We start from the raw sequence: 20,575 nt of genomic DNA on the forward strand, positions 1-20,575 counted from the left end.
TGACAAGCTATCTGAATAGACCTGAGAAGGAGTCTGTAATCTTATCCCAAAGGCTGCTTGCCTGATCTTTAACATCATTCACAACGTCTGATGCCTTGTCTGTCCATGACTTGTTACTGCTATTGCGCGAGTCATTGGGATCTGCCGTATAGTCTAGTGTTTGACCATCAGCTGCATAGGCATTTTCAACGGTAAACTCAGTACCTGGTGTATTTGGCAAAACATCCGCAGCGATGTAGCTGAAAATCGTCGAAGCTGTTCCCGAGCTAGCTCCTGTTAGGTAGTGACTCTCGTCAGTCTTATCAAAACCGATCCAGGTCGTCATAACCACATCAGGAGTATAACCAATCACCCACTGGTCACTAGTCAAATCCTTGTTAAATTCAGCCTGAACAGTACCTGTCTTACCTGCCATAGTATAACCTGTGTAGTTGGCATTCACAGCAGAACCATTTGAGAAGGTACCAAGCATCATGCTGGTCATCTGGTTAGCTACTGACTGGCTGATAACACGTTTAGACTTCTTACTATGGGTAGCAATAATGTCACCACTGGCATTTTCAATTTTAGTGATAAAATAAGCTGTGTTCATCTCACCACCATTAGCAAAGGTTGCATAAGCCTGAGCCATTTGAAGAGGACTGGCTGTCACACCACCACCAAGTGAAATTCCCAGTTCTTCTGGAACATTGTCAAAGTTGAGACCGAATTTTTGACCGTAACTGATCCCTTTTTGAATACCGATTTGATTAAAGAGGTAAACTGCTGGGATATTGTAGGAGTTGGCCAAAGCTTGATACATAGGCACATCCTCTGTCTCTACACCACCGTAGTTGGTTGGGGTATAGCCATTGTAATCAATTGGTGTATTCGGAAGGTCCTTGTTGATGCTCCATCCTGAAGCCAGGGCTGGGGCATAGACCACTAAAGGTTTGATGGTCGATCCAGGACTACGCTTCCCTTGGGTTGCATAGTTAAAGTTACGGAAGGTTGTATCACTGGTACCACCTACACGACCTACTAGACCACGGACCGCTCCAGTTGTTGGATCAAGTGCCACACTAGCTGACTGAGCTGTACTACCATCGCTTTCTGATGTAGGGAAGAGATTAGTATTTTCGTAGGTTTGCTGCATGTTAGCTTGTGAGTTGGCATCCATCTCTGTGTAGATCTTGTAACCATTTTTAACGATTTCATCCTCACTCAAGCCATAAGTTTTCGTAGCTTCTTCAATGACGGCATCAAAGTAAGACGGATACTTGTAGTCATCGCCAGTCCCTTGATAGGTATCATCCAGACGACTAGCCATATCAACTCCAGCCGCACTGTCGGCATCTGCCTGACTCAACTTCTTGTCATCAACCATATTGGCGAGGACAGTGTTTCGACGGTTGGTCGCATTTTGGATATTATCGATTGGGTTGTAAATTTCAGGTCCCTTAAGCATACCAGCGAGGGTAGCTGCTTCATCAACGGTTAAATTGGCAGCACTTGTCCCGAAGTATTTTTGACTAGCATCTTCAACACCCCAAACCCCATTTCCGAAATAGGCATTATTGAGGTACATGGTAAGGATTTCTTGCTTGCTGTATTTCTTGGTTAATTCCAAAGAGAGGAAGAATTCCTTGGCCTTACGAGTGACTGTCTGTTCTTGTGTCAAGAAGGCATTTTTAGCCAACTGTTGGGTAATGGTCGAACCACCACCAAAGCGTCCCATAGATACAATGGCCAAGAGGAATCGCTTGACGTTAACCCCGCTATTTTCATAGAAGGTACGGTCCTCGGTTGCTATGACAGCATTCTCCAAGCTATCACTAATAGCATCCAGCTCCACATAGGTCCCTTTTTGCCCTGACAAAGAACCAGCTTGATTGCCTTCTTTGTCATAGATAACCGTCGTAGCTTTCAAGGCATCTTGAAGGTCTGAAACATTGGTCGTCTTGGCAATATAGAAAAGGTAGGAACCTACTGTCAAAACCAGCACAGCTACCATGATAAAGAGAATTTTACCAATATGATAACGACGCCAGAAACGACGAATAGGATTTCTTGGCGAAAGTGTAAACTTGCTCAAGAACGCCTGAACCTTACCTAAAGGTTGGGTCGTATCAATAGGTTTCTTTTGCTTAGAACGTTGATAACGTGACGTCTCTTGACTTTCCTGAGACATATCTAAGTCTTCAACGGCTTGTTCAACCTCATCAGGTTTCTTAGCAAAGAGTCCCTTTATCTTATTTTGTAAATTCTTCGATTTTTCAGCAGGCTGGGAATCCTTGCCCTTTCCGCTATTTTCTTCTTTAAAAAGTTTGTTTTTTAGATTATCAAAAAATGTCATAACCCTATTATACCAAGTTTTTACAGATTCTGTCCTCTTTTAAACGTTCATGATATAATGAAACCATGACTTTACACGTAGAAATTATCAATCCCTATCCTGTAACAACCGTCAAAGACTTGCTCGAAACTAAGCTCCTCATTCCTCGTAAGATTCGTCATTTCCTACGCACGAAAAAGCACGTCCTCATCAATGGAGAGACTATTAATTGGCAGAGTCCTGTTGAAAAAGGTGATAAGATTAGCCTGACCTTTGATACAGAGGACTACCCTGAAAAAATTATCCCTATGGGAAATGCCAGTTTAGTAGAACCTCTCTATGAAGATCAGCATCTCATCGTGGTCAATAAACCTGAAGGAATGAAAACACATGGTAATGAACCCACAGAAATTGCTCTACTTAACCATGTTTCGGCCTATTGTGGGCAAACCTGTTACGTCGTTCATCGACTAGACATGGAAACTAGTGGGGCTGTACTCTTCGCAAAAAATCCGTTTATCCTGCCAATTCTCAATAGACTCTTGGAAGATAAGAAGATTCAGCGTCAATACTGGGCTTTGGCTGAAGGTAAATTTCAGACCAAGGAGACTGTGTACAAAGACAAGATTGGACGCGACCGCCATGACCGTAGAAAACGAGTGGTTGATCCTAGAAAAGGGCAGGTTGCCTATACAACCATCACGCGCCTCAAAGCCTTCAAAGGAGCTAGTCTGGTCAACTGTCAACTAAAAACCGGCCGGACCCACCAAATTCGTGTGCATCTGGCCCACCATGGGCATGCCATTCTAGGGGACCCTCTTTATAGCCACCGCCCCGCATCTCGACTTATGCTCCACGCTCACACCCTTAGTTTCACCCATCCCTTAACACTCGACAAAATCACTGTTAAGGCGAACTCAGACAGTTTTGAACAAGGGTTAAGAAATCACAAATAATAGAAGTAGGCTCATTCTCAAGCATAGTGCGAAAGGATTATCCTAATGATCCTCTAGTTATGACACAGTGGAAGCTTGCAAATAAGTTGCTTTTATTAACTTCAAAAGCCTTGACCACCTTGAATCTCCCTTTACAATATGTTATCCTTTACATATCATTTAAAATTTGAGGGGTATTTAATTTATGAATCCAGTCGATCAATGGCTAGCAATTAACGCCAAGTATTTCCCAACAGAACAAGTTCAGTACATCCGCCAACGTCTTGAGGCACTTCCTGAACAACAACTTTCAATGCTTTACTCAATCAGCTTCCAAGACCCTACGATGATGCTTGTCATCTCACTTTTTGGTGGTTCTCTTGGAATCGACCGCTTTATTTTGGGACAAGTTGGTCTTGGTGTTGGTAAACTTTTGACATGTGGTGGATGTGGTATCTGGTCAATCGTTGACTGGTTCCTTATCATGGATGCTACTCGCCAATCAAACGCTCAAAAACTATTTGCAGTTATTGGCTAATGAAAAACTATTTTACACGCTTGTGGGCCTACCACCAGCGTTTTTTTAGATTATATCTCTTAGTTTTAGTGGCAGTTTATGGAGTCTACCTTTTGCATCTTCCAACACCACTCAGTTTAATCTTAAGACCATTTGGACTAAATGGTTGGAGCGCAGGTCTAACACGCGCTAGTGTTAGACTCTTACACCTAGATTGGCAAGGAGCCTGGGACTATAATCCACTGATATATCCTCTAGTGGTCTATATCCTAACCTATTTCTTTCTCTTTCCCATCTTTAGTGATAAGAAGATTAAAAGGAAATAAAGTAAAGACTCCTGTCCCACTCTCATTGCAGTCCCCTTACACTATTGATATAATTGTAATCATCAACATTTTTATAATCAAGATATCTGGAGGTTATACACATGAAGCAACAAGATTGGATCGATTTTTTCCAAGCAGTTAATGGTCGTAATCCAAGTATTCAAGAAATGGCTGAAGCAGCTCAGAAAGGCGAGTTTGTCCGAGAAACTCCCAAACAAACTGTAGAAGTAACAGAACCTGTCCCACAAAAAGAGACTGTAGAAACAACGAACGGCTCAGAAGTCGTTGAGCCTACAAAACCTGCACCATCAACAGAGGTTGTAGAAACTGCCGAAAAAGATGTTGACAATTATGATGTTGCTGAAGAGCCACTCACTAACTCTACAGCAGATGAAGAAGAGACTTTCCAAGCAACTAACCTAGCTCAAGAAAATCAATCAAAGACCTTCCAGGAACAAGTTAAACCTGCTGTAGAAACGGCCAGTCAGACTGTTAACCAATTTGCGAATCCAACTGGTGAAACTTTCCAACAAGCAAGCAAAAATCTAAATGATACTTGGAAGAAACAAGACAAGAAAACCCAAACAAACCTCATCATGTTAGCCGTCGCTTCCATCCCAGCTATCCTCTGGGCTCTTGGAATGATACTCTTGGGAATTGCCAGTGATGATCTTAGTGCCGGATTGATCACGGCTCTTCTCTCCGTCATCATTAATTTCCCCTTGGTAGTACTTCTTATATTACCAGCTCTTCTAAATAAAACAGATAAAAAATGGCCAATCTTTATCCTATCCTTTCTTCTAGGCTGGACATTCATCGGTTGGATCATCCTTCTTGCTGTTTCTATCAATACGAATAAGGAAGCAGAACGCATTAGACAACAACAAATGATGATGCAAATGGCAGGTCAACAAGGAAGTTCTGATACATTTAACCCTTTTCAGTAATTAACAACAAATAATTGAAAAAAAGAAAACCCAGAAAAAGTTTCTCGACTTTTCCTAGGTTTTTTCTTTTGCTTTTTTAAACTCTTAGTAGCCCATCATTCCTGGATCCATAGCTGGTGCTGCTGGAGTTTCTGGTTCAGGTTTATTGGCAACGACTGCTTCAGTTGTCAAGATAAGACTAGCTACAGAAGCAGCATTTTGGAGGGCAGAACGTGTGACCTTAACAGGATCGATAATTCCTGCTTCAACCATATCTACCCATTCACCGTTAGCAGCGTTAAAGCCTGTACCAACTGGGCTGTTCTTCAATTTATCGATGATAACTGAACCTTCATAACCAGCGTTATAAGCAATTTGACGAACTGGTTCTTCCAAGGCACGGAGGACAATGTTACGTCCTGTAGCGTCGTCACCTTCAAGATCAAGTTCAGCAACCTTAGCAATGACGTTAACAAGGGCTGTACCACCACCTGCTACGATACCTTCTTCAACAGCGGCACGAGTAGCGTTAAGGGCATCTTCGATACGAAGTTTCATTTCTTTAAGGGCTGTTTCAGTGGCCGCACCAACCTTAACAACTGCAACCCCACCTGACAATTTAGCCAAACGTTCTTGAAGTTTTTCACGGTCAAATTCAGATGTTGTTGTTTCCAATTGAGACTTGATGAGGTTAACACGGTTAGCAATCGCTTCTGTGCTTCCTGCACCTTCAACGATAACTGTGCTATCTTTATCCACAGTTACTTTCGAAGCTTGACCAAGTGCTGCCATAGTTGCATCCTTAAGTTCAAGACCAAGATCTTCAGTAATGACAGTTGCTCCTGTCAATACGGCAATGTCTTCCAACATCGCTTTACGACGGTCACCAAAGCCAGGTGCCTTAACAGCAACGACATTGAAAGTTCCACGAATCTTGTTAAGAACAAGTGTAGGAAGAGCTTCACCATCCACATCATCAGCAATGATCAAGAGTGGACGGCTTGTCTTAAGCACTTCTTCCAAGAGTGGAAGGACATCCTGAATATTTGAAATTTTCTTGTCAGTCACAAGGATAAATGGATTTTCAAGGTCAGCGACCATTTTTTCATTATCAGTAACCATGTACTGAGAAAGATAACCACGGTCAAACTGCATACCTTCAACCACTTCGAGTTCTGTCTCCATACCACGAGACTCTTCAATAGTGATAACACCGTCATTACCCACACGTTCCATAGCTTCTGAAATGTATTCACCAACTTTTTCAGAACGAGATGATACCGCTGCGACTTGGGCAATAGCTTCTTTATTAGCAACTGGTTGTGCAATGGCTTTAAGCTCTTCCACAGCTGTAGCTACAGCTGCTTCAATCCCACGACGGATACCGATTGGATTAGCACCAGCCGTTACATTTTTAAGACCTTCACGGACGATAGCCTGTGTCAAAACAGTAGCTGTCGTTGTTCCGTCACCGGCAATATCATTCGTTTTTGAAGCCACTTCGCTGACGAGCTTAGCACCCATATTTTCAAAGTGATCTTCGAGTTCAATTTCTTTAGCAATTGTCACACCATCATTAGTGATAAGAGGTGAGCCAAAAGCTTTTTCCAAAACCACGTTACGACCTTTAGGACCAAGCGTTACCTTAACTGTATCAGCCAAAGTATCAACACCACGGACCATTGCTGCGCGTGCATCTGATGAAAACTTAATATCTTTTGCCATAGTTACTCCTTCTTTATCTTACTTTATATCTGATTAGCATAGACCTAAGCTAGTACTGCTAAAATATCTGCTTCACGGATAATTGAAACGGAATCATCTCCGTCTTTAACATTGACACCTGCACCATTTTCAACAAGGACTTTATCGCCTGCTGCAACACTAGGTGCAATCAATTCACCAGTAAGAGTACGGATTCCTTCACCTACTGCCAAAACCTCAGCAGTCTTTGTAGCTTCATGACTAGCTCCTGCCAATACAAAGCCACTAGCTGTTTTTTCTTCTGTTTCTTCAAAACGGACAACGATACGATCACCCAATGGTTTCAATGCCATACCAATTACCTCCAAATGTTATTTATTATTAGTAACGTGTGAAACGTTATTTTTAGCACTCATAAACCATGAGTGCTAATCCATATATTTATTTTAGCACTTGGTCAAAAATAGTCAAGAAAAAACTACCCAAAACCTGAACTTTGGATAGTTTCTTTTTTTGTTTGTTAACCGAGCACCAAGGCATCATCATTGAGGACTTGTCCACTATTTTTGTGGAAGAGGTCCATAAGTTCTGCAACAGTGAGATTTTTCTTTTCTTCACCTCGCACATCGACGACGATTTTACCATGATAGAGCATGACCAGACGGTTCCCATATTCGATAGCATGTTCCATATTATGGGTAATCATAAGGGTTGTCAATTCTTGTTCTTCAACAATCTTACGTGTCAAATTCATGACCATGTCACTTGTCTTAGGATCTAGTGCTGCTGTATGTTCATCCAAAAGCAAGATTTTTGGACGAACCAAGGTTGCCATAGCAAGTGTCAAGGCCTGACGTTGTCCACCTGACAAGAAATTAGCATCGGTCTTCATACGATTCTCAAGACCAAGACCAAGATCTACCAAGGCTTCCTTGAAGACTTGACGTTCGCTTTCAGTGATAGACTTTTTAAAAAAGCTACGTTTCTTACCACGACGATAGGCAATCGCCATATTTTCTTCGATAGAAAGGTTTGTCGCTGTCCCCATTCGAGGATCTTGGAAAACACGGCTAATGTCTTTAGAGCGCTCATCTACAGATGCTTTCTTAATAGATTGCCCCTCCAACAAGATATCCCCCTCATCAATGCTAAGAACACCAGCAATTGAATTCATCAAGGTTGATTTACCAGCACCATTTCCCCCAATAACAGAGATAAAATCTCCCTGTTCAATGTCGAGATCCAAACCACGAAGGACGTGATTTTCATTGACCGTGCCTTTTTCAAAGGTTTTATGAATCTGTTGTAAACTAAGTAAAGCCATTACTTGTCACCTCCTGGAGTCAAGGATTTGTTAGGTCTGATTTTCAGTTTTTGTCGTACTTCTGGCACATAAAGGATGATAGCAAGCAAGATGGCTGAAGCCAATTTCAACATTTGAGCATCAACGTTCATGGCAAGGATAATAACCAAGACCAAACGGTAGAGAACAGCTCCTACGACAATTGACCAGAGGCGTTTGCCAAGTGGTAGATACTTGACGATAACCTCAGCCAAGATGATTGCAGCCAAGCCATTTACGATTGTACCAGTACCCATATTCATATCCGCATAGCCATTGTTTTGAGCTAGGAGGGCACCTGATAGGGCAATCAAACCATTGGAAATCATGTAGCCAAGAATCTTCATACGGTCAACCTTGATACCATTGGCTTCACCCATGGCAAGGTTATCACCTGTTGCACGAAGAGCAAGTCCAACCTGTGTATTAAGGAGAACAACCAACATAAGTACTACCAGACTAACAAAAATCAGTCCTAATAGAATCACACCATTCAGCTTAGATAGACCAAGATCCATCACCATAGTCACAAGCGTATTGTGTCCTGAAAGAGAGACATTGGCACTTCCAAGAACCAAAAGGTTAACTGAATAGAGCCCTGTTAAGGTAATAATCCCCGTTAAGAGTGCTGGTATCTTCATTTTCGTATGCATAAAGCCAGACACAGCTCCAGCAAGCATACCAGCTACAAAACCACCTAGAGTCGCAAAGATTGGGTTGATCCCACGGATAATCATGATAGTTGTCGTAGCAGCACCAAGTGGGAAGGCCCCCTCAGCTGTCAAATCAGCAAGGTCCAAAATACGGAAGGTAATGAAGACCCCGATAGCCATAATAGCCCAGAGGAGTCCCTGAGAAATGGCTGTTAGCACCACATTTGAAAATCCTTTTTTAGATGACTTATTAACCTTAAGCTTAATGACACCCTTATCTTTTTTAGCAATTGGTTTGTCATCTTGTGTTGATGCCTTAGATTCCTCGTCACTAATACTAGAAACATCAATGCCAAGTTCTTTAGCCATGTCATGGTTAACCACAACATTTAGGGTTTTAGGATACTCGGCATCGACATCCTTGACCTTCTCACCTCGGAGAACACGGCCTGCCAACTTACCTGTTTGACGTCCAAGCGCTTCATAGTTAGTTCCATAAGTGAACAGGACACCTTTTTCTACACTACCAGCGTCACTACCAACAACTGGAACCTTAGTCTCTTTAGAAAGATCTACCAAGGTATTAATAGCACTAACAATGGTATTGTCAGTTGGGATGAAGATGACTTCGGTCTGACTCATCAAGCTCTTGGCTGTATCTTGGATATCATTGGTTGATGAAATTCCTTTGATAACCGTTTCAATACCAGCTTCCTTGAAGTATTTCTTGGCTTCTTCAACCTGAACTTCTGAGTTACGCTCGCTGGTCGTGTACATAATCCCAACTTTTTTAGTGTTTGGAAGGACCTTTTTCAACAACTCGACTTGTTTGTTGATTGGTGACATGTCGCTTGTCCCTGTCACATTTCCTCCAACATTGTCCATAGACTTAACCAATTTAGCTGAAACTGGATCTGTGACAGCTGTAAAGAGAATTGGCTTGTACTTTGTCAAACTACTCAAAGACTGGGCTGCTGGGGTTGCGATAGCTAACATGACATCATTATCTTCAATAAGCGACTGAGAAATCGTCTGCAAGTTAGACTGATCTCCTTGTGCATTCTGATAATCGATTTTGATGTTCTTACCGTCGACGTAACCTTCCTCTTTGAGTTCTTCAATGAACCCTTTACGTGTCGCTGACAAGGAAGGATGTTCCACATATTGGAGCACACCGACGTGAACCAAATCTTTATTAGAAGCATTGGAACATGCTACCAAGAGGACAGCTGTAATAACAGCCATCATACTGACCAAGAATTTCTTCATCTTGTATACCTCTATTTTTTATTCTATCTATTTCCAATTTTCTTTCATCTTTTTTCCGAGACGATAGAGTCAAATGAAAATTAAAAATAGACCACGGTATGAAAAAAACCAGTTAGGACAGGCCCAACTGGTTTTATGCATCTTGACTAGCACAGGCTAGCTTATGTCACCGGTTAGACCTATTCATCTAATCGGCTAATCCATCACAAAATGCTTTAGCTTCATAGATACAAACTGACTGACGCTTGTATCCTGAAACACAAACGTCCTATCTAAAGAAACTAAAGTAATAAAAAGCTTTAAGATTTCCCAAATGGGTCGCTTTGTTAAGCATGTGATGCCTCCGTAGTTATGATAGTCTTAAGTTTACACTATTTAGACAATTCTGTCAAATTGGAATTTACTCTCTTTTCTCTCAATTTATCATTGTCACTACAAAAGAAAAATCTCTTCTTGCTCCTGCAAGAAAAGATTTTTTATATTAAGCATTTTGTTCTGTTGTTAAGATAGCAAGTGTCTCAATCAAGTTATCGGCATTAACTTCAATAGTATCACCTGTTGCCTTGATTTTAACTTCGACAACACCTTCGCTGGCTTTTTTACCAACTGTCACACGGATTGGAAGTCCGATAAGGTCACTGTCAGAGAATTTAGAACCAACACGCTCATTACGATCATCTGTCAAGACATCATAACCTTCAGCCATAAGAGCTGCTTCCAAACGTTCTGTCAAAGCATTGGCTTCTTCATCCTTAGTGTTAACTGTGATCAAGTGAACATCATATGGAGCCAATTCTTTAGGGAAGTTAATTCCCCATGCATAGCGGTATTGACCTTTTGGTGTCTTGTTAACAAAGAGACGTGCATGTTGTTCAATCACAGCTGACAAGATACGGCTAACGCCGATACCGTAACATCCCATGATAATTGGAACAGCACGGCCATTCTCATCAAGAACGTTAGCACCCATACTTTCAGAGTAACGTGTCCCAAGTTTAAAGATATGACCAATCTCGATACCACGCGCAAACTGAAGGACACCTTGACCGTCTGGAGAAATTTCACCCTCTTTAACTTCACGAATATCCACGTATTCTGCCTTGAAGTCACGCTCTGGGTTAACTCCTGTCAAGTGGTAACCATCTTCGTTAGCTCCAACAACCGCATTAGCCACATCTTGAACCTTACGGTCCGCAACGATGCGAACATTTTCAGGAAGGTTAACTGGACCAAGGGAACCGAAGTTAGCACCAAAGACTTGACGTGCTTCATCTTCCGTAGCTGGTTCGAGGAAATCAGCTGCAAGGTAGTTTTTCAACTTCACATCGTTAACCTGATCATTACCAACGAGAAGAGCCACTACTGGTTCATCATCAGCGAGGAAAAGTAAAGTCTTGATGGTTTGTTCTTCTGGAACATTCAAGAAAGCAGCGACTTCATCAATTGACTTGCAGTCTGGCGTTTCAACTCGAGTCACTTCTTCTTGAGTCACAACCTTAGTCGCTGGTGTGTAGGCGTTTGTTGCCATCTCAAGGTTAGCTGCATAGCTTGACTCTGTAGAGTAGGCAATTGTGTCTTCACCAGATACCAACCATGATGTCAATTCTTTCTTGATTTCTTCCATGACATCTTCTGGGATCTCATCCAATGAAGCAATTGACTTGTCAAGAACTACCCAACGGTTGAGATCTGTACGCTCAGGAGTAACCGCCATAAATTCTTGAGAATCCTTACCACCCATGGCACCACCATCACCGATGATACCCTTAAATTCAAGGCCAGCACGTGTAAAGATAGCCTCATAAGCTTTACGGTAGTCTTCATAAGTGACATCCAAATCTTCATAGTTTTGGTGGAAACTATAAGCATCCTTCATGATAAATTCACGTGTACGAAGAAGACCGTTACGAGGACGTTTTTCATCACGGTATTTTGATTGGATTTGGTAGAGATTAAGTGGCAATTGTTTGTATGATTTAACCGCATCACGAACCAAGGCTGTAAACGTTTCTTCGTGAGTTGGACCGAGGATAAAGTCAGATTTATCACGGTTTTTAAGTTTATAAAGGTCTTCACCGTAAGTTTCATAACGGCCTGACTCACGCCACAAATCTGCTGTCAAAAGCGCTGGCGCCAACATTTCAACCGCACCGATTTTTTCAAACTCCTCACGCATGATGGTTTTGAATTTCTCGATAGCACGATTTGCCAATGGCATATAAGCATAAATACCAGCAGAAACCTGACGCACGTAACCCGCACGTACCATAAGGGCATGACTGATAACTTGAGCATCACTTGGCATTTCACGAAGTGTTGGAATCAACATTTTACTTTGTTTCATCATTTACATACTAAGGAGGCTGGCCCTTGGCTCAAGTCCCTTAGACTTCCTTTCGTTTCTTTGTTTCTAATTAAAAGAAAGCACGCATAATATCATTCCAAGTGACTGCAATCATAAGAACAACCATGATAGCAACACCTGCAAGTGTAATATAGCTTTCAATTTCTTGATTAAGTGGTTTACGACGAATGGCTTCAATAATATTCATAACAATTTTTCCACCGTCAAGGGCTGGAATTGGGATAAGATTGAAAATTCCCAAGTTAATTGAGAGCATCCCCATAAGGTTAAGAATGGAAATCAAGCCATTTTCTGAAGCCTGGGCAGACATCTGGAACATAGCAACCGGTCCACCAAGTTTATTCAAACTAAAGTTGGTGATAAGCCCCTTAAGTGCTACGAGAATTTTGAAGGCCCCTTCCCAAGCCATTTGGAAACCACCAAAAATCTTATCTTTAAGACTTGTTTTTAAAGCAGGAGAAACACCCAAAAAATAGCTACCTTGGTTCTCCTGAGGTTTAACAGAGATTGTTTCTTCCTGACCGTTACTTCTCTTAACTGTCACAGAAAGGCTGTCACCTTTGGAGAATTTTTGGGTATTCTCTGTCAATGCTTCCTTCAAGCTGTCCCAATCAGTAACCTTGTCCTTATTGATAGCCTCGATGGCATCACCATTTTTCAATCCTGCCACCTGAGCAGCGCCTCCATCGGCTACCTGGATACGGTTGGTCGATGTATCTTGAACACCACCTTGAACAAAGGCTAAGATAATAAAGACAAGCACCCCAAGAATGAAGTTATTCATAGGACCAGCAAAGTTGGTAATTAAACGTCCCCAAATGCTTGCATTTTGATATTGGACATCCTTAGGAGCGATACGAAGTTCTGTACCATCCTCCTCAACGATAGTGGCATCATGATCAACCTCATAGGTCTTGGTCTCATCTAGGACTAGACCTGTAATGGTTAACTTATCTTCCAAATCATAGGCAGTGACGTTCATAGGCAAAGCCGTCTGGTCAACCTGGCGATCCGAAAGGTTGATACGTCTTACCTTACCATCTGATCCAATCGTTAGACTGGCAGGGCTACCTGTTTTAATCTCAGTTGTATCTTCACCCCAACCAGCCATACGGACATAACCACCCAAAGGGAGGATACGGATAGTATAAACGGTACCATCCTTACCTGTATGTGCAAAAATTTTCGGTCCCATACCAATGGCAAATTCACGAACCAAAATTCCTGAGCGTTTGGCGAAAAAGAAATGACCAAACTCATGGAAGACGACAATCACACAGAAAATCAGTAAAAAGGTAATAATAGCTTTCATCTAGACACCTCCACTCTTAAAAAAGTCCTAGGAAGTGCATGATTGGGAAAACGAAGATCCAGCTATCGCAACGGTCCAAAACACCACCGTGTCCAGGAATGAGATTGCCTGAGTCTTTAACGCCAAAGTGACGTTTAATAGCTGATTCAACCAAATCACCAAATTGACCAAAGATACTAAAGAGAATCGTACAGATAAGCAACCAGAAGAAGTTATGAGGGGCATAAACGCCGTGGTTAATCAAACCAAAGATAAGAGCCACAATGATTGCGGATAAGATACCACCGACACTACCCTCAATAGTCTTATTTGGTGATACTTTTGGCAATAGCTTATTCTGACCAAATTGACGACCAAAAAGGTAAGCTCCAATATCTGTTGCCCAAATAATAAAAAGGGCAAAGAGAACTTTTTCCCAACTATCCAAACGTGCCGCAATGAGATTTTGGAAACCAAAACCAACATAAAAGGCAGATGCGATTGGATAAGCTGCATCATCAAAAGAATAATGGTCGCTATTAAGGACAGTCCCCGCTAGAATCAAAAATGAAATAACAGCGAAACCTGTCACACTAGCATTTGTTGGAAGACTGATAAAATACTGATCAATCGGCACAGCCAAGATAAAAGCTGCCACCATTGATAAAATACCCTCGATAGAGAAAATCTCCAAGTGCTTCATGCGAAGCATCTCAGACACTGCAACCATGGCCATGGCTCCAACCAAAAGTTGGAAAGGAAGACCACCGATAAAGAGCAATGGGAGGAAAATGGCTGCTGCCACACCCCCACCAATTAAACGTTCTTGCATGAGAGGTCCTTTCTAGACACCACCGAAGCGACGGTGACGTTTATTGTAGTCAGAGATGGCTTGACGTAGCCCTTGTTGGTCAAAGTCTGGCCAGAAAACATCTGTGAAGTAAAACTCACTATAGGCAGATTGCCAAGGCAAGAAATTACTAAGACGAAGCTCGCCACTCGTACGGATAATCAAATCTGGATCACGGTAGAGGTAAGGCAATTTATCTGTCATCAAATGCTTAGCAATGAGATCTTCATCAATAGCTTCAGGACTGAGTTTGCCTGCTTCAACCTCTTTAGCAATCGCTTGAACTGCAGATACAATCTCCGCACGACCACCATAGTTCAGTGCAAAGTTGAGAACCAAACCGGAATTATGTTTTGTCTGCTCAACTGCCTTTTCAAGAGCATCTAAGGTTTCCTTAGGCAGACGACTGTTATCTCCGATTGTCAAAATACGAACATTGTTTTTGTCTAATTCTGGTACATACTTGTTAAAAAATTCAACTGGTAAATTCATGATGAATTTCACTTCATCTTGTGGGCGTGACCAGTTTTCAGTTGAGAAGGCATATACTGTCAATACCTTAACTCCAAGTTGTGACGCTTCGATAGTTACCTTTTGCAAGGCATCCATCCCAGCCTTATGCCCCATCACACGTGGTTGTAGACGTTTTTTAGCCCAACGGCCATTTCCATCCATAATAATACCGATATGGTTGGGAATATTGTCTAGAACCTCTTGATGAGATTTTTTTCTAAATTTAAACATGGAATATCCTCTAAATATAGTTTACCCTTTATTTTACCACATTTTCAGGGGTTCTGAACAGCTTTTAATACCGATAAGATTAGAAAACGCAAAAAGACCAGGATTTAACCTAGTCTCAAATACACATCTTAGTTTTCATCAGCAGACTCAATTGCTGAATCTTCTTCGATAATTGTCTTTTCAGTTGTTTCTGCTGTTTCTGTAGTTGGTGCTGGTGTGATCACTTTCATGATTGAACGACTCAAATCAAAGGTCAAGAAGACACCTTCTGCATCCAAAACAATACGGTTATTTTCTTTGTCAATCTCATCGACAATAGCAATCAAACCACCGATTGTTTCAACCTCAGCACCCTTAGCAAGACCTGCAAAACGATCTTCCTGTGCCTTTGCTTGGCGACGACGGCTGAAAGCTACATAAGCAACAATTGCGACCACATAAATGGCCAAAACTAGCATCATATTCATATTTCGTATTCCTCCAATAATTCACTTGGCTACTACTATATCAGATTAAGTCAGGACAAGCAAGACAAATCCTTAGGCAGACCACATAAAAACACTTTCCATAAGACGGAAAGTGTTGAATGAGATTACATATCTGCTACGTTGTGATATACCTTTTGAACATCATCGTCTGCTTCAAGCGCATCAATAAGTCCTTCGAAAACTTCAAGGTCTTCACCTTCAAGAGTAACCTCAGTTTGTGGAATCATTTCAAGTTCAGTCACTTGGAACTCTTCTTGTCCGTTAGCACGGAGAGCTTCCAAAGCTTTGTGAAGATCTGTTGGCTCAGTGTAAACAGTGATAGTACCATCTTCTGCTTCTACATCTTCAACTTCTACATCTGCTTCAAGCAATTGTTCAAAGATTGCGTCTGCATCTTCACCTGCAAATACGATAACACCTTTTTTATCAAACATGTATGAAACAGAACCTGATGCACCCATGTTACCACCGTTTTTACCAAAGGCAGTACGTACGTTAGCAGCTGTACGGTTAACGTTTGAAGTCAAAGTATCTACGATAATCATAGAACCATTTGGTCCAAACCCTTCATAACGTCCTTCAACGAAAGTTTCATCAGTGTTACCTTTAGCCTTATCAATGGCCTTATCAATAACGTGTTTTGGCACTTGCGCTTGTTTAGCACGCTCCAAAACAAATTTCAAAGCTGAGTTTGATTCTGGATCTGGTTCACCTTGTTTAGCAGCCACATAAATCTCAACACCAAACTTAGCGTAAACCTTAGAGTTTGCACCATCTTTAGCAGTTTTCTTAGCAACGATATTAGCCCATTTACGTCCCATGGGATTCACCTCTTCTAAGAGATTTGTATCTCTGATTTGTTTTTTCTTTTTTGAAAATAGCAAAGCTTGCTAAATTCACAATCCCTTACATTATAGCACTTTGACTGCCGTTAGTAAAATTGAAATAAATCCTAAGCATTTATCATATGAAACATTTACTCAGTCCCCTCTCCCAAACGAATAATCTTATCAAAATATGATTCATTTTCCTTTATAAGATGGTGGGTAACCGTGATATAAGTGATATTGGGATCGCTTAATAATAGGTGCTCAATACGAGTAGCGTTATTATGGTCAAGATTTGCAGTGGCTTCATCAAAAATCACAACAGAACTTCCTTTTAAAAATGCTCTTATCAGGCCTATTCTTTGTTTTTGACCCTCCGAAAAGCTACCGTCGCTTACTTGCTCATCTATACGACTTAAGAAAGATAAAAGATTAACTCTTTCAAGAACTTCCTTGATGTGCGTATCAGTAATAGCTTCATTCCAAAGGGTTAGATTGTTCCTCAAGGTATCATTATAGATATGAGTTTGACTTCCTACATAGGCACATTCAGACACGATTGAGTTCTCATCAATCTCTTTTGACTCCAATTTTCCAAACAAGATTTTTCCCTCATAATCTTTAAGATTTCCTAGGAATATATTAAGCAAGGTTGACTTCCCACTACCTGAGCATCCAGTAATAGCATACTTGCCTCCTTTTTTAAAGGTTTGGGTGAATCCCTCAAAAATAGCCTTCTCTCCAAAATGATAACTTACATTCTCAAAATGAACATCCTGAATTGTCGCTATACAAGTCTTTGGACCCTCTGGAAAATCGTGAAATTTTTTTAAGATAGGATTGACAGACTTAATGGTCACTTGCAGCTGATTAATGGTGGATAGAGAGTTAAAAATATTACCTGATATCTGTCCTACTGAGGTAATGGTTCCAACAGTAATATTTCCAAAAATAATTAACAAGCCAGTTAGAAGAAGTATCAACATCTGGGCGATAACTGAAAATAAAGCCATCAGCGTCTCAGTGCTAGTCTTTCTTTTTGTAAAAATAATTTTTTGTACAATATATTTCTCAACAATGGACCTCACTTGTCTAAGAAATATCTGTTTACGACTAGCGTAATAAACATCCGCATATCCATATAACTGATCGCTTATTCCAGAAACAAGCTCCTCATTCGCTTTGGAAAATATCTCCATTGATTTCTGCATTTTATTGGTAAATGGTTTGGGAAGATAAGTCAGACACAAAGTTAAAAAAATGGCTAGCAGAACAATCCTTACATCATAACTTAATAAGGCGATAATTGAAAACAAAGTGGTGAATACTGTTGAACAAAGAGTATAAATACTTGAAAAGCCATTTGATTCAATCAATTGGATATCATTATTTAATACTGAGAGATGCTCTCCAATATCACTCTTTCTAAATTCACTAAAAGAATGGTGAATAATTTTACTAAGATAAGACTGACGAATAGACAAAGTCATTTTTTGGATTAATTTTGTTTGATGTACCGCAATAATATAATTCAAAACTAAATAAATAATGTAAAGACCTACCTCTAGACCTAAGAGAGCTAAAAAAGATTGGATTCGCTTAGATACCAGCTGATTCGTCATTAAAGCTAAGGTTACCGAGGCACTCACGAAAATAGCAGCATTCAGTGCTAACAGTAGGATATGAACTAAATTGTCATACTTGTATTTAAGAATATAGGTTCTCATAGATTTCCTCACAATCTAAATCACCTTGGTATATAATCAGTTGGATAAATTGAAGACATTGGAATACCATATATCCATTGAAAATTAAAAACCATAGTGATGTCGTACTATGGTCTTAGTTTATTCTATTTTTTAACTCACTCTATAAAATTGTCATATAGTGGAATTTAACAACTCTTGATACTCTGATTCCTTAGCAAGCAATAACTTTTCCGCACCTAAAGTCCTAAGAGTTTCTAAACACCCCTCAATTAGATTTCTCCCTTCAGCAACTTCACCCGACTTTATCAAGTAAGACCCCATTACAAATATCAACTCATGTCTTTCATATAAGAGGACCTCAGGAATTCCACTATCATTGACTAAATCTAAATAGTATTTCGCTGAATCTAGTTCATCACGTCGTAAAAATTCATAAGCTGCATTAATAAGAAGACTAATTCGGATTCTTTGATTTGAGTCGCTATTTCCAAAAAGTCTAGTTCTATACACAATCTCCTTGGTCAAAACATTAAGTGTCTGGGTGGAAATAAACGACATACTATTTCCTAATATGATTAACTCTCTTTTTCCCCATTGTTCAATGCTAAAAAGATAGTCTGTTAATTCCCTTACCTTATTTTCATCAACCTCTTTATTTGAAACACTTGCCAAAAAAGATTCTAGCATAATACTGTTATAGAGAAATGATTTGTCTTGTGTGAGCTCAAATTTACGACGCTCTTCTCCAGCGTACTTCTGTAACGATAAACTATCGTTTTGATAATAAGCCTTACTAGCACTTTCTAATAACTTTTCAGTATGAGTCGGATTATCTTGAGATAAAATACCATAGAACTCTTCAATACTGACATCCAATTTATCTAACAAAAGAAAAAATCTAGATAATGAGATATCAGATTCTCCACGTTCAAATTTTGATAAGAAAGATACTGATAAATAATCACTAGCAAGTTCTTTCAATGTCAAATTCTTTGATAAACGAATTTTTTTCAACAAAGCACCCATTTCCACAGGTCCAATCATGATTCATCCTCCTATGCTTGAACTAATTATAGCAACAATCATCCCTAAATTAAAGAGCCACAAAACCCAACTAGCCCGTCCGAAACGTTTAGAATAAAAGTTCGTAAATTAAGCTACAAGAAATCATTAATGGAGAGTTTTAGCCTACAAATGGTTAAAAAAAGACCAGCCAAAGCTGATCTTATCTGATTACGGCTCTATAATTTCTGTAGTGGGTAAAACCACTATAGAGATTATAGAGCTTTTTGAGTATACACAAAAAGTCCCATAAGAACTATAATGAAAAGCGACGAAACTACCATTAGGAAGAACTTATGAGACCTATTAAGAATACCACAGAATTAATCGGAATTAAAGACCCTAACATCATTATTTCTCTTGTTTTTGAAACTGATACTCATATCGAAATTCATGCAAAACTGGATTACCCTGCACCACCATGCCCACATTGCCAAGGAAAGATGATTAAATATGACTTTCAAAGACCTTCTAAAATCCCTCTTCTAGAGCAAGCTGGAACTCCGACACTACTACGTCTGAAGAAACGTCGCTTCCAGTGTAAAAGTTGTAGGCGAGTCACGGTCGCTGAGACATCAATCGTTGAGAAAAATCACCAAATCTCAAACCTTGTCCGACAAAAGGTTGCTCAACTTCTAACTGAAAAGCTATCATTAACGGATATTGCCAGAAGACTTCGTGTATCGACATCCACTGTCTATCGTAAACTTGACCAGTTTACTTTCAAGGAGCATTATGACAAACTCCCAGCTGTTATGTCCTGGGATGAGCTTGGGTTCAAGAAAGGTGAACTCGCTTTTGTGGCGCAAGACTATGAGACCAACAAACTCATAACTATCCTCGATAATCGCCGTCAAACCACTATTCGAAACTACTTTTTGAAGTATCCGTTGAAAGCTCGCCAAAAGGTACAGTTTATCACGATAGATATGTCAGGAACTTATATGCCACTAGCTCGAAGACTTTTCCCTAACGCCAAAATTGTTCTTGATCGATTTCACATTATCCAGTACCTTGGACGTGCCTTTTTAAAGACAAGAATTGCGATTATGAACCAGTTCGATAAGAAGTCACTACCTTATCGAGCCTTGAAAAATCACTGGCGACTTTTTCAAAAGGACAGTCGTAAGCTATCTTGTAACTCATTTCACTCGAAGACATTTTGTCAAACCTTAAGCCCACATGAAGTCATTGAGAAGACATTGGTCTTTTCAGAAGAGCTCACCGACTACTATACTCTTTATCAGCTTTTG

Annotated in this window: 18 protein-coding genes; 5 read left to right on the forward strand and 13 right to left on the reverse strand. The window is 40.3% G+C overall.

Annotation, left to right across the window (positions count from 1 at the left end; translation table 11 throughout):
• Positions 1-7: 7 nt before the first annotated feature.
• Complete coding sequence (gene pbp2a / locus HMPREF1519_RS01110) at positions 8-2,335, reverse strand: penicillin-binding protein PBP2A (protein WP_037610697.1); 2,328 nt, start codon at positions 2,333-2,335, stop codon at positions 8-10.
• Positions 2,336-2,400: 65 nt separating this feature from the next.
• Here pbp2a and HMPREF1519_RS01115 point away from each other — a divergent pair, with 65 nt between their 5' ends.
• The 4 genes from HMPREF1519_RS01115 to HMPREF1519_RS01125 all read left to right on the forward strand — a co-directional run bounded on the left by HMPREF1519_RS01115 (position 2,401) and on the right by HMPREF1519_RS01125 (position 5,039).
• Positions 2,401-3,270 carry an RluA family pseudouridine synthase gene (locus HMPREF1519_RS01115; protein ID WP_037610699.1) on the forward strand — a complete coding sequence of 290 codons (870 nt, stop codon included), beginning with the start codon at positions 2,401-2,403 and terminating at the stop codon, positions 3,268-3,270.
• A 184-nt stretch (positions 3,271-3,454) separates the two neighbouring features.
• Complete coding sequence (locus HMPREF1519_RS01120) at positions 3,455-3,787, forward strand: TM2 domain-containing protein (protein WP_002889819.1); 333 nt, start codon at positions 3,455-3,457, stop codon at positions 3,785-3,787.
• Positions 3,787-4,092, forward strand: coding sequence for a DUF2752 domain-containing protein (locus HMPREF1519_RS10180; RefSeq protein WP_081721211.1), 306 nt, complete (start codon positions 3,787-3,789; stop codon positions 4,090-4,092). Before HMPREF1519_RS01120 ends, HMPREF1519_RS10180 begins: the two co-directional genes overlap by 1 nt.
• Positions 4,093-4,193: 101 nt before the next feature.
• Positions 4,194-5,039 (forward strand): superinfection immunity protein, encoded by an 846-nt coding sequence (locus HMPREF1519_RS01125; protein WP_037610702.1) that lies wholly within the window; start codon positions 4,194-4,196, stop codon positions 5,037-5,039.
• Between the two features lie 84 nt (positions 5,040-5,123).
• Here HMPREF1519_RS01125 and groL read toward each other — a convergent pair whose 3' ends face one another.
• From groL to HMPREF1519_RS01185, 12 genes are all read right to left on the reverse strand, one after another.
• Positions 5,124-6,743, reverse strand: a complete 1,620-nt coding sequence (groL, locus tag HMPREF1519_RS01130) for a chaperonin GroEL (RefSeq protein ID WP_014633644.1) — start codon at positions 6,741-6,743, stop codon at positions 5,124-5,126.
• A gap of 44 nt (positions 6,744-6,787) precedes the next feature.
• On the reverse strand, positions 6,788-7,075 hold the full coding sequence (groES, locus tag HMPREF1519_RS01135; protein WP_002883604.1) for a co-chaperone GroES: 288 nt from the start codon (positions 7,073-7,075) through the stop codon (positions 6,788-6,790).
• Positions 7,076-7,242: 167 nt separating this feature from the next.
• Positions 7,243-8,046 carry an ABC transporter ATP-binding protein gene (locus HMPREF1519_RS01140; RefSeq protein WP_002883592.1) on the reverse strand — a complete coding sequence of 268 codons (804 nt, stop codon included), beginning with the start codon at positions 8,044-8,046 and terminating at the stop codon, positions 7,243-7,245.
• On the reverse strand, positions 8,046-9,986 hold the full coding sequence (locus HMPREF1519_RS01145) for an ABC transporter substrate binding protein (protein ID WP_037610705.1): 1,941 nt from the start codon (positions 9,984-9,986) through the stop codon (positions 8,046-8,048). The genes HMPREF1519_RS01140 and HMPREF1519_RS01145 overlap by 1 nt, the downstream gene beginning before the upstream one ends.
• Before the next feature lie 481 nt (positions 9,987-10,467).
• Positions 10,468-12,330, reverse strand: coding sequence for a proline--tRNA ligase (locus HMPREF1519_RS01150; protein WP_156024865.1), 1,863 nt, complete (start codon positions 12,328-12,330; stop codon positions 10,468-10,470).
• Positions 12,331-12,400: 70 nt separating this feature from the next.
• Positions 12,401-13,663, reverse strand: a complete 1,263-nt coding sequence (rseP, locus tag HMPREF1519_RS01155) for an RIP metalloprotease RseP (RefSeq protein WP_002883638.1) — start codon at positions 13,661-13,663, stop codon at positions 12,401-12,403.
• Between the two features lie 16 nt (positions 13,664-13,679).
• Positions 13,680-14,474, reverse strand: a complete 795-nt coding sequence (locus tag HMPREF1519_RS01160; RefSeq protein WP_037610707.1) for a phosphatidate cytidylyltransferase — start codon at positions 14,472-14,474, stop codon at positions 13,680-13,682.
• Between the two features lie 12 nt (positions 14,475-14,486).
• The gene (locus HMPREF1519_RS01165; protein ID WP_002886457.1) at positions 14,487-15,236 is read right to left on the reverse strand and encodes an isoprenyl transferase; all 750 of its coding nucleotides are present in this window, start codon (positions 15,234-15,236) and stop codon (positions 14,487-14,489) included.
• A gap of 128 nt (positions 15,237-15,364) precedes the next feature.
• Positions 15,365-15,703 (reverse strand): preprotein translocase subunit YajC, encoded by a 339-nt coding sequence (locus tag HMPREF1519_RS01170; RefSeq protein WP_037610709.1) that lies wholly within the window; start codon positions 15,701-15,703, stop codon positions 15,365-15,367.
• 125 nt (positions 15,704-15,828) lie between these two features.
• A complete protein-coding gene (locus HMPREF1519_RS01175; RefSeq protein ID WP_002883635.1) occupies positions 15,829-16,545 on the reverse strand; it encodes a YebC/PmpR family DNA-binding transcriptional regulator in 717 nt (238 codons plus the stop codon).
• A gap of 155 nt (positions 16,546-16,700) precedes the next feature.
• Entirely contained in the window at positions 16,701-18,278 is a 1,578-nt protein-coding gene (locus HMPREF1519_RS01180) for an ATP-binding cassette domain-containing protein (RefSeq protein ID WP_037610711.1), read from the reverse strand.
• 153 nt (positions 18,279-18,431) lie between these two features.
• A complete protein-coding gene (locus HMPREF1519_RS01185; RefSeq protein WP_037600167.1) occupies positions 18,432-19,304 on the reverse strand; it encodes a helix-turn-helix domain-containing protein in 873 nt (290 codons plus the stop codon).
• A 314-nt stretch (positions 19,305-19,618) separates the two neighbouring features.
• Between HMPREF1519_RS01185 and HMPREF1519_RS01190 the strand changes: the two genes are divergently transcribed.
• A partial coding sequence (locus HMPREF1519_RS01190; RefSeq protein ID WP_037610725.1) for an ISL3 family transposase occupies positions 19,619-20,575 on the forward strand: 957 nt, incomplete at its 3' end.

Source organism: Streptococcus sp. SR4, from assembly GCF_000517725.1.
Taxonomy (GTDB): domain Bacteria; phylum Bacillota; class Bacilli; order Lactobacillales; family Streptococcaceae; genus Streptococcus; species Streptococcus salivarius_F.